Below are 25,112 nucleotides of genomic sequence, written 5' to 3'. Positions count from 1 at the left end.
TAAATAAAAAATTCAAAAAAAAATAATAGGACATATTGAAAATGATTATCGTTAATGATACAATCTAATTGAACTTGATAGTTATTCTCATTAACAGAAAGAAGGGATAACCATGTTAGTTGTATCTATCGGGGTGACCATCGCAAGTTATTTATTTGTAATGAAATATGTTTTAAATAATACGACAAAATCAGTCCATCAAAAATAATATAATGAAATACATAGCATGCTAAAATGAAATCCAATTTTAAAAATTGGATTTTTTGTGTTTTCATCTGACGATAACAGAGTGCAACAGCCAAAAGCTTTTAAACTTTGCTACAAGAAATTTAAATGGAGGACTGCACGGTATACGGGAAGTTTTATTTTATAAACTTCTTGTAAACAATTAGATCATAGAACATGGTAAAATAGAAAAAAAGGAGGCGTCTATGGTTCTAACAACTAGTTCTGTACAAAATCTTAATCGTTTAGCAAAACTTCATCAGCTGTATTTCCAAGAAGAAGATATTATTTCAGCCAATCGAATAAAAGAGCTGCTAAAAAAAGCATATTCATCAGAATTTTCGATTAGTTTTTGCGGGCACTATTCTGCAGGTAAATCTAGCATGATAAACGCCTTAATGAATAAACCTATTTTGCCGGCAAGCCCTATTCCAACTTCCGCTAATTTAGTTCGTATTCGCTCTGGCAATAATACAGCAAAAATTACCCTTCATAATGGAGAGGCATTTCTTTATCAAGAGGCGGCTAATTTAAAGGAAATCCAAAGCTATTGCAAAAATAGTCAAGATGTGAAAGAAATAGAGATTTGTTTATCAGGAATTAATTTGCCGGACAATGTTCTGTTGATGGATACACCTGGCATTGACAGTACAGATCAAGCTCATTTATTGGCAACTGAGTCAAGCATCCATTTGGCAGATCTTATTTTTTATGTTGTCGATTATAATCATGTTCAGTCAGAAGTAAATTTGGAGTTTATGAAGCAGTTAGTTACAAAGGGTAAAGAAGTGGCACTTATCGTCAATCAAATGGATAAACACCAGGAAGCACAATTAAAGCTAGCAGACTTTAAAGAAAGCGTCCAGAGAGCCTTTCAATCATATGGTGTACCACTTGTTAAGATTTTTTTTACAAGTGTAAAAGATAAAAAGTGGCAGTATAATGATTTAGGAAAATTGCAGCAATACATAAAAGAACAAATGGACAATAAACATGCTATTTTGCCGAAAACAACTGAGCAATCATGTTTGAAAATCCAAAAAGATCATCAGTTATTTCGGGAAAATAGAAAAAAAGAGCAGTTGACACCTTATCTGAATCAATTATCTATACTGACAGAAAAAGAGCAGTTTGTATTGGAAGAGACGCTTGAGAGGAAAACAATAGAGTTAACCAAACGGCAGAATGCTGCCAGTGAAACATATAAACAATGGGAAACGACCATTTTATCAACAATTGAAAATGCCTATATTATGCCGTATCAAAATCGAGAACTTGCTAGAGCATATTTGCAGACAGAGCAGAAGAATTTTAAGATGGGTTTGTTTACCACTAAACAAAAAGTGCAAAAAGAGAAAGAAAAACGATTGGCCCATTTTTTGGAACAGTTAGAACATACGGTAAAAATTCAATTGGTGGCTCCGTTGATTGAATTTTTCGAACAAACTGCAAATAATTTTGAAAACGCAAACATGGAAGTGCTGGGAAAAGTAAGAGTGTGGAAATCTTCGATTAAAGATACATCCCTTAAGCAGCTTGTTAATGATAAAGCGGATTTATCTGAAAATTATCTTCTTGTTTATTGTGAAGAAGTGGAAAAATTTATTAAAAGAAAGATAAAAAAAGAAGCCATCCAGCTATTGGGGGTTATTGGAGAAGATTTTCAAAAAGCCAATGCAAATAAAACAAAGGAGATACAAGGGGAAATAGCAGTATTAGAGGAGCTAATTGCCGCAAAAAACAATAGACAAAAAATAATAGAAGCTTGGGAAAAATCAGAGAAACAAGAATATCGATTACTTCACGAAAAAACAGAAGATCATCCACTATTTTTAGATTTAATCAAAGAAAAAAAAGCAAAACCTATTACCGGCTCTATACTTAAAGCGGTGGAGACAAAAGAAATAGCTCCTACTGCAGAAAAAACGATAGAAAACAAAGCTATTCCTGAAAAAAACAAAGTGTTAAAACAATTGCAGTTTTTATCTGATCATGCAAAAGAGATAAAAGGTTTTAAACAAATAGCGGCAAATTTACAAAAAAAAGCTGGTAGCATCATCAATAAACAATATACGATTTGTTTATTTGGCGCATTCAGTGCTGGAAAATCATCCTTTGCCAATGCTTTATTAGACTATCCGCTGCTCCCTGTTTCACCTAATCCTACAACTGCTGCCATTAATAGAATTGTTCCAGTAGACAATCAACATCCACATGGAACGGTTAGTGTAAAGTGGAAAAATGAAGAGCAGATTTGGAGTGAAATAAAAGAACAATTGCAGTTATTTAAAAAAACGGCGGCAAATCTAACGGAAAGCATTCCTGTAATCGAGGAATTGATTAGAGAGCAGACAGCAGATTTTCCGGCAATCATCCGGTATTTTCAATTCTTTTTGCAAGGCTATAAAAAAAATAAGGAGTTATTAGGGAAACACACGCAAACAGACTATACACAGCTTGAACGTTATGTTGCAATAGAAGAAAACTCCTGTTTGATTGCCAATATTGATGTTTACTTCGATTGTGAGTTTACAAAAAAAGGCATGATATTAATTGATACACCAGGCGGGGATTCCATTAATACAAGGCATACAGAAGTCAGCTTTGAATATATGAAGGAAGCGGATTCGATTATTTATGTCAGCTATTATAATCACTCCTTTTCTAAAGCAGATAAATCCTTTTTGATGCAGCTAGGGCGTATGAAGGATGCGATGGAAACAGATAAAATGTTTTTTATTGTAAATGCCATAGATCTGGCACAAGATGAACCGGAAATACAAGCAGTGACAGAATATTTAACAGAGCAGCTGCAATTGCACGGTATTCGAAATCCCAAAATTTCTTCTGTATCTAGTTTGTATTATCAAGATAAAAGCTTTAGCGACAGAATGATTCATTTTAAAGAGAAGCTTTTTGCTTTTATTGAAGAAGATTGGAATGCTATGATGCTTCGTTCTGCAAAAGCCGATTGCGAAAAGACGGTAGAGCTCCTCCAGAAGTTTGTACAATCTTCTCTTGAGAAAAAAGCAGAAAAACATCAAGAAGCACATCGCCTGCAAGAAGAACATCATAAAATTGCGGCCATTATTCAAGAGTTTGATACAAATTATTTGAAGAAAAAAATTCAGATGGAAATAGAAGAACAGCTTTTTTACGTGAAACAGCGGATGTTCTTTCGTTTTAATGATTTTTTAGTTGATGCCTTCCATCCTAGCCTATTAAAAGGAGAGGATAAAAATAATGAACTGCAAAGAGCATTGGATCAGTTTTTAAGGACCTTCAGCTATGAAATGGAGCAAGAATTAAGGGCAACTACTGTGCGTATTGAAAATTTTTATGCAAAAAAACAACAAGAAGCTTTTTATGGGATATTAAATAAGCTTCATGAAGTCAATGAAGAAATCATGCTGCAGTTTGTTGAAATGTCTAAATCAGATGCAAAGCTGACTTTCCATGCGCCATTTCGAGAAATGGAATACTCTTTATTTAAAAAAGCTCTTGTTCATTTTAAAAATCCTAAATCCTTTTTTGAAAAAAACGACCGAAAAAAATTAGGAGATGAAATTCAGCTAATACTGGATGAACATAGTCAAAGCTACATGAAACAGGAAATAGAAACTCTTAGTTCTGTTTATTTGAATCAATGGAACAAGGAAAGCATTCAGAAACGAAGCGAGTTTCTCCTGCAAGCAGCAGATTATTATGAAGGAAAAGAGGCGCTGTTTACCGAAGAGGAACAGGTCGAAAAAATAGTCAGCATATTAAAGGAAATAAAAGAAATCGAGTAATAGCTGAAATGCGTAAAATGGAAAAGTAACAATTATGGGGATGCGAGAACTAGCACTAGCTCATTCAATCATGCTTTTTACAACTTGTAAAAGAAAAAACGTACCAATATCTTAAGAAGAAAAATCTGTTATAATGGTGGTTATGATTGTAAAGGAGCGATGAATGTGAATGAAAAAAATAAACCTCATTTAATGCTAGTCGACGGGATGGCTTTATTGTTTCGTGCTTATTTTGCTACAAGTGTAACAGGGCAGTTTATGGTTAATTCAAAAGGTGTGCCAACAAACGCAATATACGGTTTTATCAAACACTTTTTTACTGCTGTTGAACATTTTAATCCATCGCATGTTGCGGTATGCTGGGATATGGGAAGCAAAACGTTTCGCACCGAATTATATCCAAACTATAAAGGCAATCGTTCGGACGCGCCGATTGAACTTATTCCTCAATTTGATTTAGTAAAAGAAGTAGTGGACAGCTTTCAACTCCTTAATATTGGGATGGTCGGATTTGAAGCCGATGATTGTATTGGTACAATTGCCAAAAATATGAAGGAAACAGCAAATGTAACCATTTTAACAGGAGATCAAGATATGCTTCAGCTTTTGGATGGGCATATTTCTGTTGCTTTATTAAAAAAAGGCTATGGGAATTATTCTTTGTATACACCTTCAGTATTTATTGAGGAAAAAGGCATAACGCCACAGCAAATGATTGATTTAAAAGCATTGATGGGTGATTCTAGTGATAATTATCCTGGTGTTAGAGGAATAGGGGAAAAAACAGCATTAAAGTTATTGCAATCTTATGGCGACATAAATGGAATACTCGCAAATTTAGAGAAGCTGACAAAGACTCAGCGTCTAAAAATTGAAACAGATTTAGACATGCTTCATTTAAGCAGAGTTTTAGCGGAAATAAAATGTGATGTTCCTATTAATTGTTTATTGGAAGAAAGCATTTTAAATATTAATCCAGAATTAGCCATCAATAAATTTAATGAATTGGAATTTAAGCATTTTCACCGTTTTGTGCAAAAACAAGAAGCGATTAATTTTTAGATAGATGCAGCTGTCTTAAAGAAAAATCTTTATGAAAAAGCGAAAATTAAAAACGTGAACTGCAGGGTGCAGACAAAGTTCATTTTTCATGAGCCGCTTCGCTTCTGCTTAGGCTTCGTTTTCTCGCATTCCACCCAGGAGTCTCCGTGTATGCAGGCTGCTCGGAATTTACTTTTTCTGTTAAAATCAAAACTTTGAGAAAACAGTTTTTTGAATAGGCAAAGGGCAATCCAATAGCCGATGCATTGGGCTTATTGGATTGTCCCTGTCTTATTTTGTATTCTTTTTTTTTGCTGCATTTTCTAGTTTGCTTTTTGGACTTCTTGTTTGATCATCGTCCTGGCCATAGCCTTGGGGATTAACGCCCCCTGCTGCAATGCCTTTATTTGTATGATTTTTTACGCTCACCATAAACCCTCCTTTAAACAATTTATGCGTTGGAAATAAAAACTTCAAGGTTAGTATAAGCCATATCGAATAATTTAATCGCCTTTAAAAGAAAATAACTTCGAGGTGAGAAAATGAACAAAGGGGTATATGTAGCGCTAACTAGCATCATAGCAGCACAAGGGTTAAAAATACCATTATATTTTATAAAAACGGGAAAATGGAAACCTGGATTATTTTTTCAAACAGGTGGCATGCCAAGTTCCCATTCTGCAGGAGTGTCTTCGCTAACCACTTTTATTGCACTAAAAAGAGGGATACCAACGATTGATTTTGCCCTTTCTCTTGTCTATGGATTGATTGTTATGTATGATGCACAAGGAATAAGGCGGCAAACCGGGGAATTAACATTAAAAGTAAATAATTTAGATGATTTAATGAATAAAATTAATCATGATGAAAAATTGCCTTTTGAAGAAGAACAGCCGAAAAAATTAAAAGAAATGCTTGGACATCAGCCAAAAGAAGTGGTTGGTGGGGCACTGCTTGGTATACTGATTGGTTTTATCGGCCATATTTTATCAAAAAAAGATAGAAAATGGTCGAAAAATAAAGTAACATTACGGTAAAAGGCACGGAGAGGAATTGGCACAACTTTGAGCACATTAGATGATTACTTGCTTTTTTTGCAAAGCAAAGGTTTTTTCTTTAAAGAAGATACGATTGGTTTTATCTATTTTGGAAAGGCTTTAACAAATGCCCCTGACGAGTTAAGCATGGCAGCGATAGAATGTACATTAAAAATACAAAAAAGTTTTGATGGCAGCTTCTATATTTCATTATTAGAAATATTTGTTAATAATGATGTAAAAACAAAAAGACAAGCATTTCATTTTATTCGAAATAATGAATTATTCCCACTTTAAAGAATATAAATGGTCTTTAAAGCGGGAATTTTTTGTTGATTGATGTATTTAGAAATATCTATTCAGTTAAACGTTTTATCTTTTGTTTAGTTAGTTTTATGCTTTTTTTAAAGGAAAGCTCAGCAAAAATCATTCCTGCTAAAATAAGGATACAACCAATCCAGGCGCTGCTTGATAATCTTTCCTGATTATAAAAATAGGCTGTTATTGCAGCAAATACTGGTTCCATTGCAAAAATAAGAGCTACTTTTGTAGATGTTGTATATTTTTGCACTCCTGTTTGGATAATAAAGGCAAGAGCTGTGGCGAACAAAGAAGTAATCAATAAAGCGGACCATACTTCTTTTTTATAGAGAACAGAAAGCTGAAAATTATTTGCTGTATTTTCAAAAAGAAAACTTGCAGCAAAAGACAGGATTGAAACAGTTGCTAGTTGAATAATAGTTAATAGTAAAGTTGGATAAGCAGATGCATATTTTCCTGTGAAAATAATTTGCAGTGCAAAACCAACAGCACATACAAAAACATATAAATCGCCAATATTTACGGAAACTGGATCTGCAAGCGTCAATAAATATAACCCTGAAGCAGCAGATAAGACACCGATTATATTAGTAGTTGTTAATTTAGCTTGATAAAACATAAATAAAAATAATGGAACTAAAATAACGCTTAATCCTGTAATAAAACCGGCTTTAGAACTAGTAGTATAAACAAGCCCAATTGTTTGAAAAGAATATCCGATAAATAGAAATAAACCAAGAATAAAACCAGCTGTTACAGAACCTTTATTCCATTTTTGCAGCTGCGGACGATCAAATAGCAACAGCCAAATCATTAAAAAAAGTGCCCCAATGCTAAATCGGAGGGCATTAAAGGCGTGGGGATCTAAAAAAGAAACAGCCTGTTGCACAGTAACAAATGTAAAGCCCCATATTCCTGCTACTAGCAATAATAGGCCATTTGCCATTTTTGCTCCTTTTGTCAATTTGATTTTGCTCCTTTGCTGCCATTTTTTCTTATCGCTAGACGCGCCAGTTCATCGGCTGTTTTATTTTCGCTGCTTGGCACCCATTTAATGAAAAATAAGGGGAGTCTTTTTGATAATATTAAAGCCTGTTCAAGCAGTGGAGCAAATTGTTTGTTTTTTGCGAATTCCTTTTCTATTGCACGACTAACAAGTTCCGAGTCTGTTCGAAAACTTACTGTTTGGTAATTGTTTTCGATGCAGATTTCTAAAGCTTTAATTAAGGCGTAAAATTCTGCTTCATGGTTGCTCATTGTTCCAAGGGGAATAGAATATTTATCTCCTTTCCCATGGCCTTTAATAAATATGCCAGCACCGCTTGGACCGGGATTTCCTGCACTGGCTCCATCAATATACACTTCAATCATTTTTATCCCTCCAATAGTTTTGGTATGATAAGGTAGATTTATTTGTTTAAGCTGCATCCGGATTTTTTCCTAGTAATGTCGGGGGAAAAAGCGGTTGGCTAATTGAAGTTTCCCTTTATTATAACGTGAAAATAGAAAGTAAAGTAAAGAAAAGTTTCATCAAATATAATGATAACAAGCTAAAGTGGATGGAGGAATCATAAAGAGATGAAATATAAATTAGAGTGGAAGTATCGAATAAAAAAAGGCAATTCTGTATATTTTACTTCTGATTGGATAGCGTTAGAAGATGCCATTATAATAGGAGAAGATGTTGAAAAAAGCCAAAAAGGCACAGAACTCACCTTTTATGATGAAAATGGAACAGATTGGCAGTTAAAAGAGCTGAAAAAACTGGCGGTGGAAGTAGAAGAAGAACCACATGATTTTTTGATTTATTTCGATGGTGGTTATCAAAAGACAGAAAAAGTGGCAGGAATTGGGGTTGTTCTTTTTTTTCACCAAGGGAAAAAGAAGTACCGGATTCGGGCAAACGAAGTTTTTCATGAAATGGAAACAAATAATGAAGCAGAATATGCGGCATTTTATCATGCTTTAAATTTATTGCAGGAATTGAATGTGCAAGGAGCAACATGTGAGTTTAAGGGCGATTCCCAAGTCGTTTTGCAGCAGCTTGCGGGAGAGTGGCCATGTTATGAAGAAGAGTTAAATAGATGGCTTGATCGGATAGAGAAAAAAACTGCTGAATTAAAGATTCAAGCTATTTACACCCCGATAGGCCGCAATGAAAATAAAGAAGCGGATAAATTGGCAACACAAGCCCTTGAAGGCAAACGAATATACAGCAAGATGCAAATCATCTAAGCTGGGAGTAAATAAAGTGGTATGATTTTTCCAACAAAAGGTTATAGAATATGGCAAAAGTAGGCGATAAACATTGGAAAGAAAAAAATGGATGCAAGAATTAGAAATATTAATGAATGATTTTTGTAAAGACTGTTTTTTATATCAGCATCACAAAAATGAAAAAGGCAAAAGGTATGCCCATCGCTTTTGCATCTCTCAATGCACTGTTGGAGAAAAAATTAAAGCATATGGAGAAAAGATAATGGGGGAAAAATAAAAGAGCTGACAGTTGTCAGCTCTAGATTCATATTATTTAGCAATAATATTTTATTATAGTTTTACAACGTTAGCAGCTTGAGGCCCACGATTTCCTTCTACGATTTCAAAAGAAACTTCTTGTCCTTCTTCTAATGATTTGAATCCTTCGCCTTGAATAGCTGTGAAATGCACGAATACATCGTCTCCACCTTCAACTTCGATAAATCCAAATCCTTTTTCGTTATTAAACCATTTTACTTTACCGTTTTGCATATTAAATTTCCTCCTAAGACTTTCAAGACACCCTGTAGTGCCTATAAAATAAATATTCTCATAGAACAAAATAATAATAGAAAACAATTTTTCAGAATTTTGTTAAATGATGTCTATAATATACACGATTAAGCCTTTACAGTCAAGGTTTCTAGGCACTTTTTCGATATTTTTTTATTCTATTTATATTCGCAAAAATGTATGGGTAAGCGTGTACATTTTATCGGAATAACGAACAGCATAACGTCAATTGAATAACAAGGCATACGCTAAATTCATTGTTTTCTGATTAGAGTGAATATGTTCTGAAAAAAGATAATCTAACATATTTATGTATACATAGAGACAGAAATAATCTTAATAGAAAAAATTTAGAGGCTGTGTTTTGACATAAACATTTTTTAGCTGAAGGAAGGCTATTTTGCTATATATTAACCATATATAGGAGGGTGAATGCATGTATCGATTTTCGATTGGAAATGAAAATTGGATATTAAGGTTTTCTCCAAATGTTGTATTAGAGGAAGAAGAAAAAGAATCGATTATAAAAGGAATTCTTCAATTAGGCAAAGAATTATCGACATTATCACATGGACAATCTTTTGTCATTATGAATGAAGAAATGGGCTTAACTGTATTGAATGTAGAAAAAATTCCCTCTTTTATTTTAACCGTTTCTAATCGAGTCGAAAAAGAGAAATGGTATGTACAGGAAAAAAAGGGAATAAGGCCTTTTCTTTAAATTTATTACGCAATAACCGACTTTTGATCCCATCTAAGGGATTGTAAGACAAAACAAGAAATTCAGGTGGAGGATGAAGAAAACCCTCACTGATTGAAGTTTCACTTTATTTCCCTTCCTCTGGAATTAGTGGAAAATAAAAGCATTTAATGAGAAAACATGTAGAAAATGTTTGTTTTCAATAGATTTTGCTAGTAAAAAATAGAGGATATCTTTTATAAATTTCTTATGTGATCGCATTCATTTTTTTTCCTTAATTTTCTATAAAAAAAAAGTAAAAATCTTGTTAGAAATCATTGAAAAGTATAGGGAAATATGTTTTTATTAACATGACTCAGAAAACAAAAGAAACGAGATATTGTAAGAATTTCTTGCAAAAGGCAGCTGAGATGAAAAAGCTTTTTTGTTTTCCATTTATAATAGGTTCTGTAATGCAATGATTTTTCGTTTATTCAGGAAAAGAACGAACGAAAATTGACAGCATTTTTAACAAAACCTGTATGATAAAAAAACTATATAAAAAGGAAGTTTTAAAAAAATGATTGAAACGATTGTAAAAAGCAGTCAAAGTCCGTATTATGAAATTTCAAAAGAAGACCAGTTGATATTAAGCCCTGTTGAAGGAATTGTGGAACATGTTTTTATTCAAGAAAAGTCCTATTTTTATGAGTGGGAACCGATTCTAACCATTAAAACAGCTAGTGAAGAAATACAAGAAATAAGTGTTCCCTTCAGTGGATCAGTTGTATCTCTTTTAGTAAAACCTGGTGATAAAATTTCAATTAATACGAAGCTTGCTTCTTTACAGGATGATTTGTTAGTAACAGGTTGTGATTAATCATGCATGTTGCAATAAAAAGCTTAAAAAAGTATAAGATTGGCTATCGAACGGCTAAAACAGCAGTTGCTGTAAGTGTAGGCATTACGATTGCGCAATTATGCAACTTGGATTTTTTTGTCTCATCTGCGATTATTACAATATTATGTGTGCAAAATTCTAAAAAAAAATCACTTCATAGCGCTTTTGCCCGTTTTGTGGCATGTATGCTTTCTATTCCTTTTTCTTATGTTTTTTTTGAAGGAATAGCTTATCAGCCTTATGTAATCGGGCTGCTTCTATTAGTGTTTATTCCAACAACAGTTCTATTAAAAGTAAATGAAGGGGTTGTAACGAGCACCGTTATCATTCTTCATATTTACTCAAGAAATAATATGAACTGGGATATTATTTTAAATGAATTAGGTTTGATTGTCATTGGCATAGGTGCTGCATTGCTTGTGAATAGCTATATGCCAAGTCTGGATAAAGAGATGAAAACCTATCAGAAAAAAATAGAAAAGCATTTTCAAGAATTATTAATGGAAATGGTTCATTTTCTAAGAGAAAATGAATGCGATATAAATTTTCAAAAAAAATTAAAAGCCACTTCTAAAGAAGTGCAAATAGCCAAAAGCCTTGCATTCCGAGATGTTGAAAATCATTTTACCCGCAAAGAAAATTACTATTATAAGTATTTTACCATCCGTGAAAAACAGCTGGATGTTATGGATCGTCTATTTGCTAGAGTAACAGGGGTTTCTACATTAATAGAGCAAAGAGAAGTAGTGGCTGCCTTTTTGGAAGAGCTGAGCCTTTGTGTTCATTCAGGCAATACAGCCCAGCTATTTTTAAGCAAATTAAAAAAAATAGAAGATAAAATAAAAAATGAAGATCTTCCAAACAATTGGGAAGTATTTGAAGAACAGGCCCAAGTTTATTATATCTTAAAAGAAATTGAACAATATTTAGTTATAAAAAAATCATTAAAAGTGGCGTATCAATAATTGGTAGAGCCTTGATTTAACTGCATGTTTTCTAGTCTGGTCAAAGACGGAAAAAAATGCAGTTATTTTTTGTTTCTGCATAGTTTAAAAAATCTCTCCTTTTTTCTTCTATCCTTTTTCCTTTGTAGATAAGTTTTTGAGAGCATAATTTTATTTGCGCCTGACAATTTATATCTTTAACATAGACTTGTATTCACTAATCAATTCTTATTTGAACAAAGCAGGAAAAAATGAAATTAATTTTAGCGAAAAAACCATCTGTTCCTAAAAATATAGCAAATGCATTAAAAATAAAAATAGACAAGATAGCTATTTTGAAGGTAATGGATATATTGTTACATGGCTATTTGCTGCAATTAAAAGGCACAAAAGATTATGATGCAAAAATGGTTTCTTGGAAGATGGATAATTTTCCATTTACCTCTTCTGGTTTTTCGGTATAAAGTAAAAAATAATCCTAAAAATCGGGAGAATCAGACAAAGAAGCGTTTCAGCAGCTGGTGATGAAACGCGAGGATATGGAAGCGATTATTTCCGCCTGTGACTATGACAGGAAAGGGCAAATAATTGGATTGCAATTTGAAGAAAGGGAAAAAGTATTTTGGCTTTTGTTGAATGAATGGACATCAACTGAAATGTTAATCAGCTTAAAGATAATCGAGAATTTGGGACAGCAGACATTGGGCAGATTGGCTTTAATATGACTACTGTTGCAACGCTAAAATACTAAAAAAGACGTTTTTTGCTACTATAAATCAGAAAGACACTTGGAAAAGTCTCTTAAAAATATTTGAAGGGCAAATGTGTTCATTTTTGTTTTAAGGAAAATCTTGATAACTTTGTTTATAATTTGTTATTGAGCTCAGAGATCTAAAGTATTATAATAAAATTATACAAATTCATTGATATTAGGTAATAACAAGTTGCCTTAATATCATGGTTTTTATATTTATTATACGTGATGAGATGGATAACTAGTAGGGGAACTGCTTAGTGATTAGCCCATCATAAAATAAACTGTGTATTGCATGTACACAATTTATTTTATGATGGGCTTTTTGTTTTTCAGAGAAATTCTAGCAATAAAAATATCCGACCCGAAAATGAATGGAAATTGTCATAGAGAAAATAAAAGAGTTCAAAGTAATTGCTATATCGTTCGATGGGAATTTTATATCTTTATTTACTGCAAGCAGAATGTTAAAAAATTGAATATTTCTCTAAATTGATTAGTCGTAAGAAAATGAAGTTATTAAATAAGGTTGTTTTCGTAAACTTTTTTGATTTTAAGGAGTAGGTTGATCTCCGTTCCAGGATGCTCGCTTTCCATGGGGCAGGCGGTGTCTCATCTGTCCCGCTAATCCAACAGGAGTCCTTTCACTCCGATCAACCTGTTTTAACCATGGATTTACTCATGGAAACTATCTGAAGAACAACAATCTTTTAGAAAACAGCCTTAAATAAAAAAGGAATGAAATATATGCTGACACACGAAGAAATTATGGAAGCTCTAAAACACGTCGAAGATCCTGAATTGAATAAAAGCATCGTGGAATTAAACATGGTAAGAAATATTAAAATGGATGGTACAAATGTTGAACTTGAAGTCGTTTTAACAATCCAGGGATGTCCTTTAAAAGCTAGCATAAAAGAAGAAGTTGAAAATTCTCTTAAAGGTATTGGGGCCTCAAGTGTTTTATTAACCTTTGGTTCTATGACACCAGAAGAACGTGCTTCATTAACAAAAAATTTGAAAAAAAGTGCTACAACAGAGACTGGAATGCCCAACATGCTGCGACCGGATTCAGGAGTTCAATTTATTGCGGTGACAAGTGGCAAAGGAGGAGTGGGAAAATCAACGGTTACCATAAACCTTGCTACTGCGTTGGTTCGTATGGGAAAAAGGGTAGGTATTTTAGATGCTGATATTTATGGATTTAGTATTCCGGCAATGATGGAAGTAAAACAAAAACCAACCATGATTGATAAGACCGTTATTCCGGTTGTAAGTCATGGTGTTAAAGTTATGTCTATGGGATTTTTTACAAATAATAACAATCCAGTCATGTGGAGAGGACCGATGCTAAATAAATGGATTCAAAACTTCCTTGCGAATACACATTGGGGAGAACTAGATTATCTTCTTCTGGATTTGCCACCTGGCACGGGAGACGTAGCGATTGACGTAGCTGCCATGATTCCTCAGGCAAAAGAAATTATTGTCACAACTCCTCATAATGTCGCTTCTTTTGTTGCTTCTAGAGCAGGAGTCATGGCTAAACATACTAATCATGACATCCTCGGCATTGTGGAGAATATGTCTTATTATGAAGAGCAAGATGGCTCAAGAAACTACCTTTTTGGAAAAGGTGGCGGTGATATGTTAGCTCAACAGATAGATGCTGCAGTTATTGCAAGAATTCCTTTTGCAAAGCGAGAGGAAAATAAAAATTTAAATGTATATGATGAAGATTCGCTTACTGGAGAAATGTTTACGTCTTTAGCTCAAGATCTCGTTTATAGAGAACAAGTCTTAAGACAATGATTCTATATTATACTAGTGAATTTTAAACTATGGTCAATGAGTAGGAACAAATGGATTAATTTATTCTCAGACATGAACAAGTATAGAATTTTTAATGAAAATATAATTTAAAGGCTGAATGATTATATGAAACCAACGGTGAAGAAAAGGGAGATTCTGAAATTTGCGAATGGGCATATTGAAAGTGCTGAGGATGTAATTGTTACAGAGTTTCCTGTTACGGTAAAAATTAATGAAGAAGAATTTGTTACGATGGTCTGTACACCAGAATACATTGAAGATATGGTCATCGGCTATTTAGCATCTGAAGGAATTATAAAGAAATATGAAGAGATTAAAAATATTTGGTTTCAAGAAAAAGAAGGCTATATACATGTGAAAATAGATAAGCTAAATCCTTATTATCAAAACTTCCAGAACAAGCGTTACATTACCTCTTGCTGTGGAATGAGCAGGCAAGGATTTGTGTTTGTTAATGATGCATTAACTGCTAAGAAGATGAAGGAAATCCGAGTTAAAATCTCTGCGGACGATTGTCTGCGTTTAATGAAAAATTTACAAAATTCGGCTACTGTTTTTCATGAGACAGGAGGGGTTCATAACGCCTCTTTGTGTGACGGGAAAGATTTTATGCTAAGCCGCCTAGATATAGGAAGGCATAATGCCTTAGATAAAATATACGGATACTGCTTGAAAAATAATATACCGGTTGGAAATAAGATTATTGTTTTCAGCGGACGGATATCTTCAGAAATTCTATTGAAAGTAGCAAAGATTGGTTGCGAAATAGTACTTTCAAAATCTGCTCCTACTGAATTAGCGTTAGAGTTGGCAGAAGGCTTAGGAATTACGACAATAGGTTTTATTCGAAATCAATCTTTTAATATTTATACATGTCCAGAACGAATTTTATAAAGTGAAATTTCAATCAGTGGGGGTTTTTTCCATATCCCACTGATTGTTAGTTGAACCAATCAGGCTTTTATGGGAAGTTTTCCCCCACTTAGATTTCTCGTTTTCTCTCATAACCTTGAGATGGGGGTATTACTGCCTATTATTGCGTGATAAGAGCAGCAAAAATATTTTGCAATTAATGTTAGTTTTCTATCTGATGGAAGAGAGAGGAATAATATGGAAGATACTATCTTAGATAAATTACAGCGTCCATTAAAAGATTTGCGATTATCTGTAACAGATCGTTGTAATTTTCGCTGCCGCTATTGCATGCCCGAAGAAATCTTTGGTCCCAATTATCCCTTTTTAGCTTCTGATAAAATTCTGTCTTTTCATGAAATGGAGCGTTTAACCCGGATATTTGTTTCTTTAGGTGTTAGAAAAGTACGTATTACAGGGGGAGAACCTCTATTACGCAGGGATCTTCCTGAATTAATTCGTCGTTTGAATTTGATTGATGGATTAGAAGATATTGCTATTACGACGAATGGATCTCTTCTTAAAAAGTCTGCCCCTCTGTTATTTGATGCGGGGTTAAGACGGGTGACAGTCAGTCTGGATTCTTTAGATGATGAACGTTTTAATCAGTTAAATGGAAATAAAAGCAAAGTTGCGAGAGTTTTAGAAGGAATTCAGATAGCTTCTGACGCAGGGTTAAAAGTGAAAGTGAATATGGTTGTTCAAAAAGGAAAAAACGATCAAGATATCATACCAATGGCAAAATACTTTAAAGAAAATAAGCATACTCTTCGCTTTATTGAGTATATGGATGTAGGGAATTCAAATGGCTGGGGAATGGCAGAAGTAATGACCAAACAAGAGATTTTGAATCGAATTGGAGAAGTAATGCCACTTGAAAAAATTAAGCCAAATTATGTAGGAGAAGTGGCGACTAGGTATCGGTATATAGACAGTGATCAAGAAATTGGAATCATTTCATCTGTTACCGATTCTTTTTGTTCGTCCTGTTCAAGGGCTCGAATTTCTGCTGAAGGGAAATTATATACATGCTTATTTGCATCAAAAGGATATGATCTTCGTCATTTGCTTCGCTCAGAAGAATCGGATGATGTGATTACTAATAAAATTACTGATATTTGGAATCATCGTAAGGATCGATATTCGGATGAAAGAGCAAATGGTAATAGTCCAAGAAACAGCTCAAAGGTAGAAATGTCACATATTGGTGGTTGAAATTATTAGCATGGCAATGAAGATTTATTATATTTCTTTATTGATTTTAATAGTTAAAATGCATTTTATCCTATAAATAAATACTTTTGAATAAATGAATTGTTACACCAAGATGTAATAGTAGAAGTAATTGATGATATCTAATCTTTAACAATACAATATTCATGTATGACATGCTGCTGCTTTGTTAGAAGATGATGAATTTTTTTCAATCTTGTGGTCGTGTGATATTTTTGTATCACTAGCTAACTATTAGTACTGCTGTACCAACTGAGATAGGTTGATTTGAATCGTGATTATGCATCATTTTTTGATATACTCTTTTGGAAGAAAGATAGACAGACTTTGAAGTGCGTATTTCCTTTGACATAGTCATTAGGTTTTTTCTTTTCATAAATATATTACATTAACACGTAGATTGCTGTTTTGCCCTTAATATAAGAAGAGCATCAAAGATTATATATGTAGGCATAGAGAGTATAACGAGAAATAGAATAATAATTTTTGAAAGAAAGGAAGAGAGTTTGTTGACTGATCGTTATTCACGGCAACAGCTGTTTAAACAGATAGGTTCTAATGGGCAAAAAAAAATTAAAAATAAGCATGTACTAATTGTGGGAGCTGGAGCATTGGGGAGTGCTGGTGCTGAAGCGTTTGTACGGGCAGGGATTGGAAAGCTGACTATTATTGATCGTGATTATGTTGAATGGAGCAATTTGCAGCGCCAGCAGCTATACAACGAGGCTGATGCTGAACACCAAATTCCAAAAGCCATAGCTGCGGAAAAGCATTTGAAACAAATTAATTCAGAAGTTGAAATTGAAGCTCTTGTTATGGAGGCAAGATCTGACAATCTGGGGAATTTATTAAGCGGTGTTGATGTAATTATTGATGGTACAGATAATTTTGATATTCGATTTATTTTAAATGATCTTTCGCATAAGTACAGCATTCCATGGATTTATGGCTCATGTGTAGGAAGTTATGGAGCAGTTTATACGATTATTCCCGGCAGAACACCATGTTTGCATTGTATCTTAAAGGAAGTTCCTCCTGGAGGGGCAACATGTGATACAGCAGGGATTATTAGCCCAGCTGTTCAAATTGTTTCTGCTTATCAAGTGGCAGAAGCATTCAAAATTCTTGTCGATGATTTTTCCATGCTGAGAAACACCTTTTTGTTATTTGATGTGTGGAGCAACCAGCATCATTCTATTAAATTGACGAAAATGAAAAAAGAAGGCTGCTTAACCTGTGGAACAATGAGGACATACCCTTATTTATCGTACGAAAATCAGATGAAAACAGAGGTGTTATGCGGGAGGAATACAGTTCAGATTAGACCTTCCAGAAGTATAGGATATAGTTTTGATCAATTGGAAAAACGATTATGCGCTCATGGCAAAGTAGCTAGAAACCCTTATTTATTATCTTGTCAGCTTCAGAATTATCGTTTGGTTATATTTAGGGATGGACGTGTGTTTATTCACGGAACCAATAATATACAGCTTGCTAAAAGTCTTTATCATCGTCTACTAGGCTAAGAGAAAGAAGTGAAATTGATGGCAGAAAAACGCACCCCTATTTCTGTGGATAAATGTGTACGTAAAGTAATGCAATATGCTAAGAATGGCAGGAAGGAAATGATATCCCTTGAATTGGCTTATGGCCGGTTCTTGGCGGAAGACTTGATCGCGGATCATGATATTCCCGCGTTTGACCGTTCGCCATATGATGGATTTGCCATTAGATCAGAAGATACAGAAACGGCTGCTTCCCATCATCCAGTGTCATTAAAAGTGGTGGGAGAAATTGGTGCCGGTACAGTTTTTAATGGACAAGTTGGAGCATTTGAAGCTGTTCGAATTATGACTGGTGCTCAAATTCCTGAGAGCTGCAGTGCTGTAGTAATGCTTGAATTAGCAAGAGAATACACAGAAAGTAATCAAAAGCTTATTGAAATTAAACGTTCTTTCAAAAAAGGCGACAACATCTCCTTTAAAGGAGAAGATACAAAAAAAGGGACAATTTTGGCAAAGAGAGGTACATATATCAATCCAGGTATTGCAGCATTATTAGCAACATTTGGATACAGCGAGGTGCCTGTTGCCAAAAAGCCTATAGTAGGGGTATTGGCTACTGGAAGCGAACTTCTTGAAGTAAGTGAAAAACTTACACCGGGGAAAATTAGAAATAGCAATGCATATATGATTTTTTCTCAAATTGAAAGAGCTGGAGGAGACGTCAAGTATTTCGGGAAATTAAATGATGATTTTGATAGCTGTTTTATGGCTGTCAAAAATGCTCTATTTGAAGTGGATATGCTTATTACAACGGGCGGAGTATCAGTGGGCGACTATGATTATTTACCGGCTATCTACGATAAATTGGGAGCTTCTGTCCTTTTTAATAAAGTGTCGATGAGGCCCGGAAGTGTAACAACGGTTGCGCAATTGAACGGAAAACTATTATTTGGTTTATCAGGAAATCCATCTGCTTGTTACGTTGGATGTGAATTATTTGTTCGCCCGGTCATTCGGCTTTCCTTATTTAATGACCAGCCACATCTCAAAAGAGAAAGTGCCTGGTTGGGAGAAGATTTTACAAAACCTAATCCGTTTACCCGATTTATAAGAGGAACACTCTCCTATGACAGAGGGGAGTTAATCGTTTCTCCTTCAGGCTTTAATAAATCAAATGCCGTCTCCTCTTTAGCCAGAGCTGATGTCCTTATTGTTCTTCCAGGAGGCACGAGAGGATATCAAAAGGGAATGCTTGTGGATATTTTATTACTAGAGGATGCAAAAGGAAGTGAATGGCCTTGGGAGAACATTGTCCCATCCTACAGGTTGTAGGATTCCAAAACAGCGGCAAAACGACCTTAATGGAAAAACTAATTATTAGAGTTAAACAAGAAGGACTAAAGGCTGCATCCATTAAACATCATGGGCATGGAGGAGTTCCAGATGACAGATGTTTTTCTAAATCTAAAGACAGCATACGCCATTATAACGCCGGAGCCGCCATTTCTAGTGTAGAAGGAGATGGAGCCTTACAATTATATGCTAAGGATGACAATTGGAATCTTGGAAAAATGCTTAAGTTATATAGTTTTTTTTCCCTGAATGTTATTTTCATTGAAGGATATAAAAAGGAACATTATCCAAAAGTGGTGATGATTCGAAGTGAAAAGGACCTTTCGTTGCTCCATTCGTTGACAAATATTAAGTGTATGATTAGTCATATTAAGTTAGATACAGAGACGTTTAAAAAACATAGAGTGTTTCAATTAGATGAGGAAAAGTTTTATATAGATTTTTTGATAGAAGAGGTGGTGAAAAAAAGTGGAACAAAGTTTGTTTAAAATAGTGCGTCACCCGATATCGGCAGAGGATACAATCAGTCAAGTTTCACGAAGAGAAGCAGGTGCAATTACACTCTTTATTGGAACGGTCAGAGAATTTACAAAAGGAAAAAGAACGCTGTCTCTTGAATATCAGGCGTACGAATCAATGGCAGTAAAAATGCTGAGTCAAATAGGGGAAGAAATTAAACATAAGTGGCCAGATGCTTGGGTGGCTATTACTCATAGAATAGGCAGGTTAGAAATAACGGATATAGCTGTTGTTATTGCGGTTTCCTCGCCACATCGTAAAAATGCGTACGAAGCAAATGAATATGCTATTGAACGAATCAAACAAATCGTGCCTATTTGGAAAAAAGAATTTTGGGAAGATGGGACAATGTGGATTGGAGATCAATTAGAGACTACTGAATATGCAGAAGGAAAGCCAAGCAAGGAGGAATAAGAAATGATTACCGTTTTATTTTTTGCAGGAATCAAGGAAGAAATGGGATTCGATCAATTAATAGTAGAAAAAAATAATATAACAGTTTTGCAGCTAAAACAATATTTTGAAAGTAAGTATCCTTCTTTATCTTTTAATCAATGCATGACGGCTATTAATGAGACCTTTGTAACAGATGAAGAGATAATAAAAGACCAAGATACAGTTGCATTTATTCCTCCAGTAAGCGGCGGATAAAACGAGCCTTTCTTTTATCTTAAAATGGCAGGCAGTTCAATAGAACATAATCATGTATAGATACGGGTTCCATGCAAGACTGTATGCATCAAGGATAGAGACAATTTTTTATTGAGCTTAACCATTCAAAGTATTATAATAAGACAGAAGCTAAATATAAAAAATTATTGATATTAGGTAACGATAACTTGCCTTGATATCCTGTTTTTTTATTGAGCATGGTGAGATGGATTGCTGGCAGGATAAAACTGCTTAGCTATTAGCCCGCCATAAAATAGATTGTGTATTTATTTATACGCAATCTGTTTTATGGCGGGCTTTTTTATTTTTTAGAAAAGGAGCATTTAAAATGGCAGAAACAGTCCGAGTGAAAATTAATGGACAGCAACATGAAGTAGAACAGGGGACTCGAATTCTTGACTATCTTTTAAAAGAAGGGGTAGATCACCCGCATATCTGTTATTCAGAAATTTTAGGTCCTATTCAAACTTGTGATACCTGTATGTGCGAAATTGATGGAAAAATCATGAGAGCTTGTTCGACAGAAATTGAGGAAGGGATGAATATTTTGACCTCCTCAGAACTGGCCAAGACTGCGCAAACAGAAGCAATGGACCGCATATTGGAGAATCATTTACTGTATTGTACGGTTTGTGATAATAACAATGGAAATTGTCGTGTTCATAATACAGCAGAGTTGTTGGAAATTGAACATCAAACCCGACCATACAGAGAAAAAGGATATGAGGTGGATATGTCACATCCTTTCTACAGATACGATCCAGATCAATGCATCCTGTGTGGGCGTTGCGTAGAAGTATGTCAAGATCTGCAGGTGAATGAAACCCTATCTATAGATTGGGAACGTGAAATGCCGCGTGTAGTATGGGATGATGGTAAATCTATCAATGAATCTTCTTGTGTATCTTGTGGGCAGTGCGCTACAGTTTGTCCATGCAACGCATTAATGGAAAAATCAATGTTAGGCGAAGCTGGGCTTATGACAGCCATTCCAAAGGATTTATTAGACCCTATGGTGGATCTTATTAAAGAAGTCGAACCAGATTATAAAACAATTTTTGCCTTATCGGAAGTGGAAGCAGCCGCGCGTGATAAACGTACGAAAAAAACAAAAACAGTTTGTACATTCTGTGGTGTAGGATGTTCATTTGAAGTATGGACAAAGGGACGTGAAATCTTAAAAATTGAACCAACTGAAAATGGGCCTGTAAACAGCGTTTCTACTTGTGTTAAGGGGAAATTCGGATGGGATTTTGTCAATAGTGAACAGCGTCTTACTACCCCTTTAATTCGCAAAGGTGATGCATTTGTCCCTGCTACTTGGGATGAAGCCTTAACATTAATTGCAGAAAAAATGGGTAATTTTAAACAAATTTATGGAGGGCATTCGCTAGGTTTTGTCAGTTCTTCTAAAACAACAAACGAAGATGCATATCTTATGCAAAAGTTAGCACGTCAAGTATTTGAATCAAACAACATTGACAATTGTTCAAGATACTGTCAGTCTCCCGCTACAGATGGATTGCTTTCGACAGTTGGGTATGGAGGAGATTCTGGGTCTATTAAAGATATTGCTAGTGCAGGTCTTGTCATCATTATTGGTGCAAATCCAACTGAGGGTCATCCAGTGCTAGCGACTAGGGTAAAACGTGCAAAGAAATTACATGGACAAAAATTAATTGTTTCTGATCTTCGAAAACATGAAATGGCTGAACGCTCTGATTTATTTTTACATCCAAAACAAGGAACCGATTATGTATGGATAACAGCTATTGCCAAATATATCATTGATCAGGGCTGGCATGATGAGGTGTTTATCAAAAAACATGTAAATCAATATCATGAGTATCTAGAGCTCCTTGAAAAATACACACTTGAATACGCAGAAGAAATAACAGGGCTTTCTAAAGAATATCTTATTGAAACAGCCAAAATGATTTACAAGGCAGATGGAACGTGTATTTTATGGGGAATGGGCGTCACTCAAAATGTTTCCGGGTCACATACATCAGCAGCTATTGCTAACCTGCTATTAGTAACAGGAAACTTTGGTCGTCCTGGTGCAGGCGCATATCCCCTTCGTGGTCATAATAATGTGCAAGGATCTTGTGACATGGGTACCCTTCCACAATGGCTTCCAGGAAATCAGCGTCTATCAGATGACAGAGCGCGAGAGAAGTTTGAGCAGGCATATGGAGTGAAAATCTCTAAGAAACCAGGGTTAACAAATATTGAAATGTTAGAAGCAGTGGAGAAAGGTGAATTAAAAGCCATGTATCTAATGGGAGAAGATATGGCTTGGGTGGATTCGAATTCCAATCATGTGCATGAAATACTTAGCAAGTTAGAATTTTTTGTTGTCCAAGATATTTTCTTAACCAAAACAGCTCAATTTGCCGATGTTATCTTACCGGCAGCTCCGTCACTGGAGAAAGATGGGACATTCACAAATACAGAAAGACGTATTCAACGTCTGTATCGTGCGCTTGATCCAATAGGTGAATCTAAACCGGATTGGTGGATTATTCAACAAATTGCGGAATATATGGGTGTTAATTGGAACTATGAACATCCAAGAGAAATTATGGATGAGATTGCAAGCTTATCTCCAATCTTTGCAGGTGTATCGTATGAGCGGCTTGAAGGATGGAACAGTTTAATATGGCCAGTACAAAAAGATGGGACAGATGAGCCGCTTCTTTATACAAAACGTTTTAACTTCCCAGATGGAAAGGCTCGTTTTTCTCTTGTAGAATATGTTCCGCCTATTGAGTTTGCCTATGAATTCGATCTTACATTAAATAATGGAAGACTTTTAGAACATTTCCATGAGGGAAATATGACTAATAAATCTAAGGGAATTCAGTATAAATTACCTGAGGTATTTGTAGAGGTTTCACCAGAACTTTCTAAAGAGCGCGGGATACAAGACGGTTCATTAGTGCGTCTTATATCGCCATATGGTGCGATTAAGCTTCGCTCATTAGTGACAGATCGGGTACAAGGAAAAGAGTTGTATGTGCCAATGCATTCAGTAAGCCATGAAAATGCTATCAATCTATTAACTGGAAGTGTCGGCGATGTCCGTACACAAACACCAGCCTACAAACAGACAAAAGTAAAAATGGAATTAATAAATGTAAAAGGCAGCCAACCACTTCCTTTATATAATCCTCGTTATGCAAAGCGAAATCCACAGCTTGGTGTACAGGTGGAACGTAAATGGAAACGAAATGACTATGAGCCGATTGCTGATTTGAATATATCAGCAGATAGAAAGTGATGGGGGTAACAAGCAATGGCAAAACCAATTACAAAGGTAGAAGCACCAGTGTTTACTGAAAAAGAACAGCAAAACCAAACGCTTGAAAAAGTTTTACAAGATTTATCTCGAAATGCAGATGGAATTAAAGAAACAATTAAGCTTCTCCAAGAACTTCATGAAAGTGGAATTCTTGGAGCAATCAATAATCTTGTCGAGGCAAAAGAAGATGTAGCTAAAATTGCAGTAGGACAAATGTTGCGTCCGCCTGTAACAAATGCTCTAAATAATGCAATGGCTGCAGCTGGAGTGTTAACAGAATTAGATCCTGAAATAACAAAAAAATTAGTCGGAGGCTTATCAACAGGTCTTCAAAGAGCAGAGGAGGGGTTTCGAGCAAACAAAAAAGTTCATATTTTTGATTTAGTGAAACTAATAAGAGATCCTGATGTGAATCGTGTTGTAAGGTTTTCTATTGATTTGTTAAAGGGGCTAGGTGAAGGGCTAAAAGATTAACTTAAATGAATATAGAGCTTACTGACTTTCTCTTATGTTTTATTAGAACGATAAAACTCTTGCAATTATTTAGTATGCTTTTTAGAGGAGAAGCACAGATTAATTGTAAAATGGAGAATCTTCAAACTAAGTAAGTGGTAGCTAAAGGGTTATACATTGTTGGAAAGTAAAGAAGAAATTTTCTATAGTTCATACTCCTAGATTGTTTTATTCGGAACTCTTTGAGTATGTTCTTTTTTAAATAGTTAATATACCTTCTTTTTTCTTTATATATTTTAGTAACTAGCTCATCAGTAAGGAATTATATCATATTGACTATCAATCAACTGAATTTTTGCAAGACAATGGAAGTGAAATAGAAAGTAAAGTGAATTTTTTCTTTAGAAGAAAAATTTAATTAGGTTAAAGGGGTATACCAAAGATGGGGGATACAGATGGTTGGATCAGCTGAAAAATGGTTGATAAAACTTTATCAAATAGTATTGAATATAGCATTAATTGTTCTTAGTTTTATCCTTGCTTATTTTCTTTTTAGGGAACTGTATTACATTTTAAATGATATTTTTTTAGAAAATAGAAATGTTCATAAAATTTTCAGTAAAATTTTGGTTTTTTTCTTGTATTTTGGATTTATTTCTATGATTTTAACTTATTTTAAAGAAAGTCATCATTTTCCATTAAGGTATCTTTTATATATCGGAATTACAGCCACAATCCGGTTTATTATAGTTAACAATGGGAATTCGATTCAAAATTTATGGCTATCTATAGTAATTTTTATGCTTACAATAAGCTATCTAATATTACCTCCACCAGAAGTGAAAAAAACTAAAAGAATCAGATAG

The 25,112-nt window shown here is 34.6% G+C and carries 26 protein-coding genes; 22 read left to right on the top strand and 4 right to left on the bottom strand.

The window, feature by feature from the left end:
• Positions 1–431 precede the first annotated feature (431 nt).
• Together NCCP28_RS01685 and NCCP28_RS01680 are read left to right on the top strand one after the other, a co-directional pair.
• Positions 432–4,016 (top strand): dynamin family protein, encoded by a 3,585-nt coding sequence (locus NCCP28_RS01685; protein ID WP_248559678.1) that lies wholly within the window; start codon positions 432–434, stop codon positions 4,014–4,016.
• Between the two features lie 192 nt (positions 4,017–4,208).
• On the top strand, positions 4,209–5,078 hold the full coding sequence (locus NCCP28_RS01680; protein WP_375709366.1) for a 5'-3' exonuclease: 870 nt from the start codon (positions 4,209–4,211) through the stop codon (positions 5,076–5,078).
• A 270-nt stretch (positions 5,079–5,348) separates the two neighbouring features.
• On the opposite strand, the gene sspL is transcribed toward NCCP28_RS01680, so the two are convergent.
• Positions 5,349–5,489, bottom strand: a complete 141-nt coding sequence (sspL, locus tag NCCP28_RS01675; RefSeq protein WP_248559676.1) for a small, acid-soluble spore protein L — start codon at positions 5,487–5,489, stop codon at positions 5,349–5,351.
• A 110-nt stretch (positions 5,490–5,599) separates the two neighbouring features.
• Between sspL and NCCP28_RS01670 the strand changes: the two genes are divergently transcribed.
• Together NCCP28_RS01670 and NCCP28_RS01665 are read left to right on the top strand one after the other, a co-directional pair.
• Positions 5,600–6,094 carry a divergent PAP2 family protein gene (locus tag NCCP28_RS01670; RefSeq protein ID WP_248559675.1) on the top strand — a complete coding sequence of 165 codons (495 nt, stop codon included), beginning with the start codon at positions 5,600–5,602 and terminating at the stop codon, positions 6,092–6,094.
• Positions 6,095–6,121: 27 nt separating this feature from the next.
• Positions 6,122–6,391, top strand: coding sequence for a DUF6123 family protein (locus NCCP28_RS01665; RefSeq protein WP_248559674.1), 270 nt, complete (start codon positions 6,122–6,124; stop codon positions 6,389–6,391).
• Between the two features lie 58 nt (positions 6,392–6,449).
• On the opposite strand, the gene NCCP28_RS01660 is transcribed toward NCCP28_RS01665, so the two are convergent.
• On the bottom strand, positions 6,450–7,361 hold the full coding sequence (locus tag NCCP28_RS01660; RefSeq protein WP_248560263.1) for a DMT family transporter: 912 nt from the start codon (positions 7,359–7,361) through the stop codon (positions 6,450–6,452).
• 14 nt (positions 7,362–7,375) lie between these two features.
• Positions 7,376–7,786: a reverse transcriptase-like protein gene (locus tag NCCP28_RS01655; RefSeq protein ID WP_248559673.1), complete on the bottom strand. Its 411-nt coding sequence runs from the start codon at positions 7,784–7,786 to the stop codon at positions 7,376–7,378.
• 207 nt (positions 7,787–7,993) lie between these two features.
• Here NCCP28_RS01655 and NCCP28_RS01650 point away from each other — a divergent pair, with 207 nt between their 5' ends.
• The gene (locus NCCP28_RS01650) at positions 7,994–8,650 is read left to right on the top strand and encodes a reverse transcriptase-like protein (RefSeq protein WP_248559672.1); all 657 of its coding nucleotides are present in this window, start codon (positions 7,994–7,996) and stop codon (positions 8,648–8,650) included.
• Between the two features lie 73 nt (positions 8,651–8,723).
• Positions 8,724–8,909: a zinc-finger domain-containing protein gene (locus NCCP28_RS01645; protein WP_248559671.1), complete on the top strand. Its 186-nt coding sequence runs from the start codon at positions 8,724–8,726 to the stop codon at positions 8,907–8,909.
• 53 nt (positions 8,910–8,962) lie between these two features.
• Here the strand turns inward: NCCP28_RS01645 and cspD are convergent, their stop codons facing one another.
• The gene (cspD, locus tag NCCP28_RS01640) at positions 8,963–9,163 is read right to left on the bottom strand and encodes a cold-shock protein CspD (RefSeq protein ID WP_009332654.1); all 201 of its coding nucleotides are present in this window, start codon (positions 9,161–9,163) and stop codon (positions 8,963–8,965) included.
• 457 nt (positions 9,164–9,620) lie between these two features.
• Here cspD and NCCP28_RS01635 point away from each other — a divergent pair, with 457 nt between their 5' ends.
• From NCCP28_RS01635 to NCCP28_RS01560, 16 genes are all read left to right on the top strand, one after another.
• Entirely contained in the window at positions 9,621–9,905 is a 285-nt protein-coding gene (locus NCCP28_RS01635) for a hypothetical protein (RefSeq protein WP_248559670.1), read from the top strand.
• A 538-nt stretch (positions 9,906–10,443) separates the two neighbouring features.
• Positions 10,444–10,743 carry a biotin/lipoyl attachment domain-containing protein gene (locus NCCP28_RS01630; RefSeq protein ID WP_248559669.1) on the top strand — a complete coding sequence of 100 codons (300 nt, stop codon included), beginning with the start codon at positions 10,444–10,446 and terminating at the stop codon, positions 10,741–10,743.
• A 2-nt stretch (positions 10,744–10,745) separates the two neighbouring features.
• Positions 10,746–11,729: an aromatic acid exporter family protein gene (locus NCCP28_RS01625; RefSeq protein WP_248559668.1), complete on the top strand. Its 984-nt coding sequence runs from the start codon at positions 10,746–10,748 to the stop codon at positions 11,727–11,729.
• 230 nt (positions 11,730–11,959) lie between these two features.
• Positions 11,960–12,172 (top strand): hypothetical protein, encoded by a 213-nt coding sequence (locus NCCP28_RS01620; protein WP_248559667.1) that lies wholly within the window; start codon positions 11,960–11,962, stop codon positions 12,170–12,172.
• Positions 12,173–12,232: 60 nt separating this feature from the next.
• Complete coding sequence (locus tag NCCP28_RS01615) at positions 12,233–12,433, top strand: hypothetical protein (RefSeq protein ID WP_248559666.1); 201 nt, start codon at positions 12,233–12,235, stop codon at positions 12,431–12,433.
• A 776-nt stretch (positions 12,434–13,209) separates the two neighbouring features.
• Positions 13,210–14,274, top strand: coding sequence for a P-loop NTPase (locus NCCP28_RS01610; protein ID WP_248559665.1), 1,065 nt, complete (start codon positions 13,210–13,212; stop codon positions 14,272–14,274).
• 126 nt (positions 14,275–14,400) lie between these two features.
• Complete coding sequence (fdhD, locus tag NCCP28_RS01605; RefSeq protein ID WP_248559664.1) at positions 14,401–15,189, top strand: formate dehydrogenase accessory sulfurtransferase FdhD; 789 nt, start codon at positions 14,401–14,403, stop codon at positions 15,187–15,189.
• Between the two features lie 216 nt (positions 15,190–15,405).
• Entirely contained in the window at positions 15,406–16,422 is a 1,017-nt protein-coding gene (gene moaA, locus NCCP28_RS01600) for a GTP 3',8-cyclase MoaA (RefSeq protein ID WP_248559663.1), read from the top strand.
• 527 nt (positions 16,423–16,949) lie between these two features.
• Positions 16,950–17,966 (top strand): MoeB/ThiF family adenylyltransferase, encoded by a 1,017-nt coding sequence (locus tag NCCP28_RS01595; protein WP_248559662.1) that lies wholly within the window; start codon positions 16,950–16,952, stop codon positions 17,964–17,966.
• Positions 17,967–17,984: 18 nt separating this feature from the next.
• On the top strand, positions 17,985–19,277 hold the full coding sequence (locus NCCP28_RS01590; RefSeq protein ID WP_248559661.1) for a molybdopterin molybdotransferase MoeA: 1,293 nt from the start codon (positions 17,985–17,987) through the stop codon (positions 19,275–19,277).
• On the top strand, positions 19,238–19,786 hold the full coding sequence (gene mobB / locus NCCP28_RS01585; RefSeq protein WP_248559660.1) for a molybdopterin-guanine dinucleotide biosynthesis protein B: 549 nt from the start codon (positions 19,238–19,240) through the stop codon (positions 19,784–19,786). The genes NCCP28_RS01590 and mobB overlap by 40 nt, the downstream gene beginning before the upstream one ends.
• Entirely contained in the window at positions 19,767–20,231 is a 465-nt protein-coding gene (locus NCCP28_RS01580; protein WP_248559659.1) for a molybdenum cofactor biosynthesis protein MoaE, read from the top strand. The genes mobB and NCCP28_RS01580 overlap by 20 nt, the downstream gene beginning before the upstream one ends.
• A gap of 3 nt (positions 20,232–20,234) precedes the next feature.
• Positions 20,235–20,468, top strand: a complete 234-nt coding sequence (gene moaD / locus NCCP28_RS01575; protein WP_248559658.1) for a molybdopterin converting factor subunit 1 — start codon at positions 20,235–20,237, stop codon at positions 20,466–20,468.
• A 349-nt stretch (positions 20,469–20,817) separates the two neighbouring features.
• Complete coding sequence (gene fdhF, locus NCCP28_RS01570; protein WP_248559657.1) at positions 20,818–23,772, top strand: formate dehydrogenase subunit alpha; 2,955 nt, start codon at positions 20,818–20,820, stop codon at positions 23,770–23,772.
• Between the two features lie 15 nt (positions 23,773–23,787).
• A complete protein-coding gene (locus tag NCCP28_RS01565; protein ID WP_248559656.1) occupies positions 23,788–24,267 on the top strand; it encodes a helical membrane plugin domain-containing protein in 480 nt (159 codons plus the stop codon).
• A gap of 434 nt (positions 24,268–24,701) precedes the next feature.
• Entirely contained in the window at positions 24,702–25,112 is a 411-nt protein-coding gene (locus NCCP28_RS01560; protein WP_248559655.1) for a phosphate-starvation-inducible protein PsiE, read from the top strand.

Source organism: Niallia sp. NCCP-28 (assembly GCF_023168165.1).
GTDB lineage: Bacteria > Bacillota > Bacilli > Bacillales > Cytobacillaceae > Niallia.
This window is presented reverse-complemented; position numbering and strand designations above follow the sequence as displayed.

Excerpts from the sequence above, each read along its gene's own strand:
- NCCP28_RS01685 (WP_248559678.1), top strand. The coding sequence starts at position 432 with ATGGTTCTAACAACTAGTTCTGTACAAAATCTTAATCGTTTAGCAAAA.
- NCCP28_RS01680 (WP_375709366.1), top strand. The coding sequence starts at position 4,209 with ATGCTAGTCGACGGGATGGCTTTATTGTTTCGTGCTTATTTTGCTACA.
- sspL (WP_248559676.1), bottom strand. The coding sequence starts at position 5,489 with ATGGTGAGCGTAAAAAATCATACAAATAAAGGCATTGCAGCAGGGGGC.
- NCCP28_RS01670 (WP_248559675.1), top strand. The coding sequence starts at position 5,600 with ATGAACAAAGGGGTATATGTAGCGCTAACTAGCATCATAGCAGCACAA.
- NCCP28_RS01660 (WP_248560263.1), bottom strand. The coding sequence starts at position 7,361 with ATGGCAAATGGCCTATTATTGCTAGTAGCAGGAATATGGGGCTTTACA.
- NCCP28_RS01655 (WP_248559673.1), bottom strand. The coding sequence starts at position 7,786 with ATGATTGAAGTGTATATTGATGGAGCCAGTGCAGGAAATCCCGGTCCA.
- NCCP28_RS01650 (WP_248559672.1), top strand. The coding sequence starts at position 7,994 with ATGAAATATAAATTAGAGTGGAAGTATCGAATAAAAAAAGGCAATTCT.
- cspD (WP_009332654.1), bottom strand. The coding sequence starts at position 9,163 with ATGCAAAACGGTAAAGTAAAATGGTTTAATAACGAAAAAGGATTTGGA.
- NCCP28_RS01635 (WP_248559670.1), top strand. The coding sequence starts at position 9,621 with ATGTATCGATTTTCGATTGGAAATGAAAATTGGATATTAAGGTTTTCT.
- NCCP28_RS01630 (WP_248559669.1), top strand. The coding sequence starts at position 10,444 with ATGATTGAAACGATTGTAAAAAGCAGTCAAAGTCCGTATTATGAAATT.
- NCCP28_RS01625 (WP_248559668.1), top strand. The coding sequence starts at position 10,746 with ATGCATGTTGCAATAAAAAGCTTAAAAAAGTATAAGATTGGCTATCGA.
- NCCP28_RS01620 (WP_248559667.1), top strand. The coding sequence starts at position 11,960 with ATGAAATTAATTTTAGCGAAAAAACCATCTGTTCCTAAAAATATAGCA.
- NCCP28_RS01615 (WP_248559666.1), top strand. The coding sequence starts at position 12,233 with ATGAAACGCGAGGATATGGAAGCGATTATTTCCGCCTGTGACTATGAC.
- NCCP28_RS01610 (WP_248559665.1), top strand. The coding sequence starts at position 13,210 with ATGCTGACACACGAAGAAATTATGGAAGCTCTAAAACACGTCGAAGAT.
- fdhD (WP_248559664.1), top strand. The coding sequence starts at position 14,401 with ATGAAACCAACGGTGAAGAAAAGGGAGATTCTGAAATTTGCGAATGGG.
- moaA (WP_248559663.1), top strand. The coding sequence starts at position 15,406 with ATGGAAGATACTATCTTAGATAAATTACAGCGTCCATTAAAAGATTTG.
- NCCP28_RS01590 (WP_248559661.1), top strand. The coding sequence starts at position 17,985 with ATGGCAGAAAAACGCACCCCTATTTCTGTGGATAAATGTGTACGTAAA.
- mobB (WP_248559660.1), top strand. The coding sequence starts at position 19,238 with ATGGCCTTGGGAGAACATTGTCCCATCCTACAGGTTGTAGGATTCCAA.
- moaD (WP_248559658.1), top strand. The coding sequence starts at position 20,235 with ATGATTACCGTTTTATTTTTTGCAGGAATCAAGGAAGAAATGGGATTC.
- fdhF (WP_248559657.1), top strand. The coding sequence starts at position 20,818 with ATGGCAGAAACAGTCCGAGTGAAAATTAATGGACAGCAACATGAAGTA.
- NCCP28_RS01565 (WP_248559656.1), top strand. The coding sequence starts at position 23,788 with ATGGCAAAACCAATTACAAAGGTAGAAGCACCAGTGTTTACTGAAAAA.
- NCCP28_RS01560 (WP_248559655.1), top strand. The coding sequence starts at position 24,702 with ATGGTTGGATCAGCTGAAAAATGGTTGATAAAACTTTATCAAATAGTA.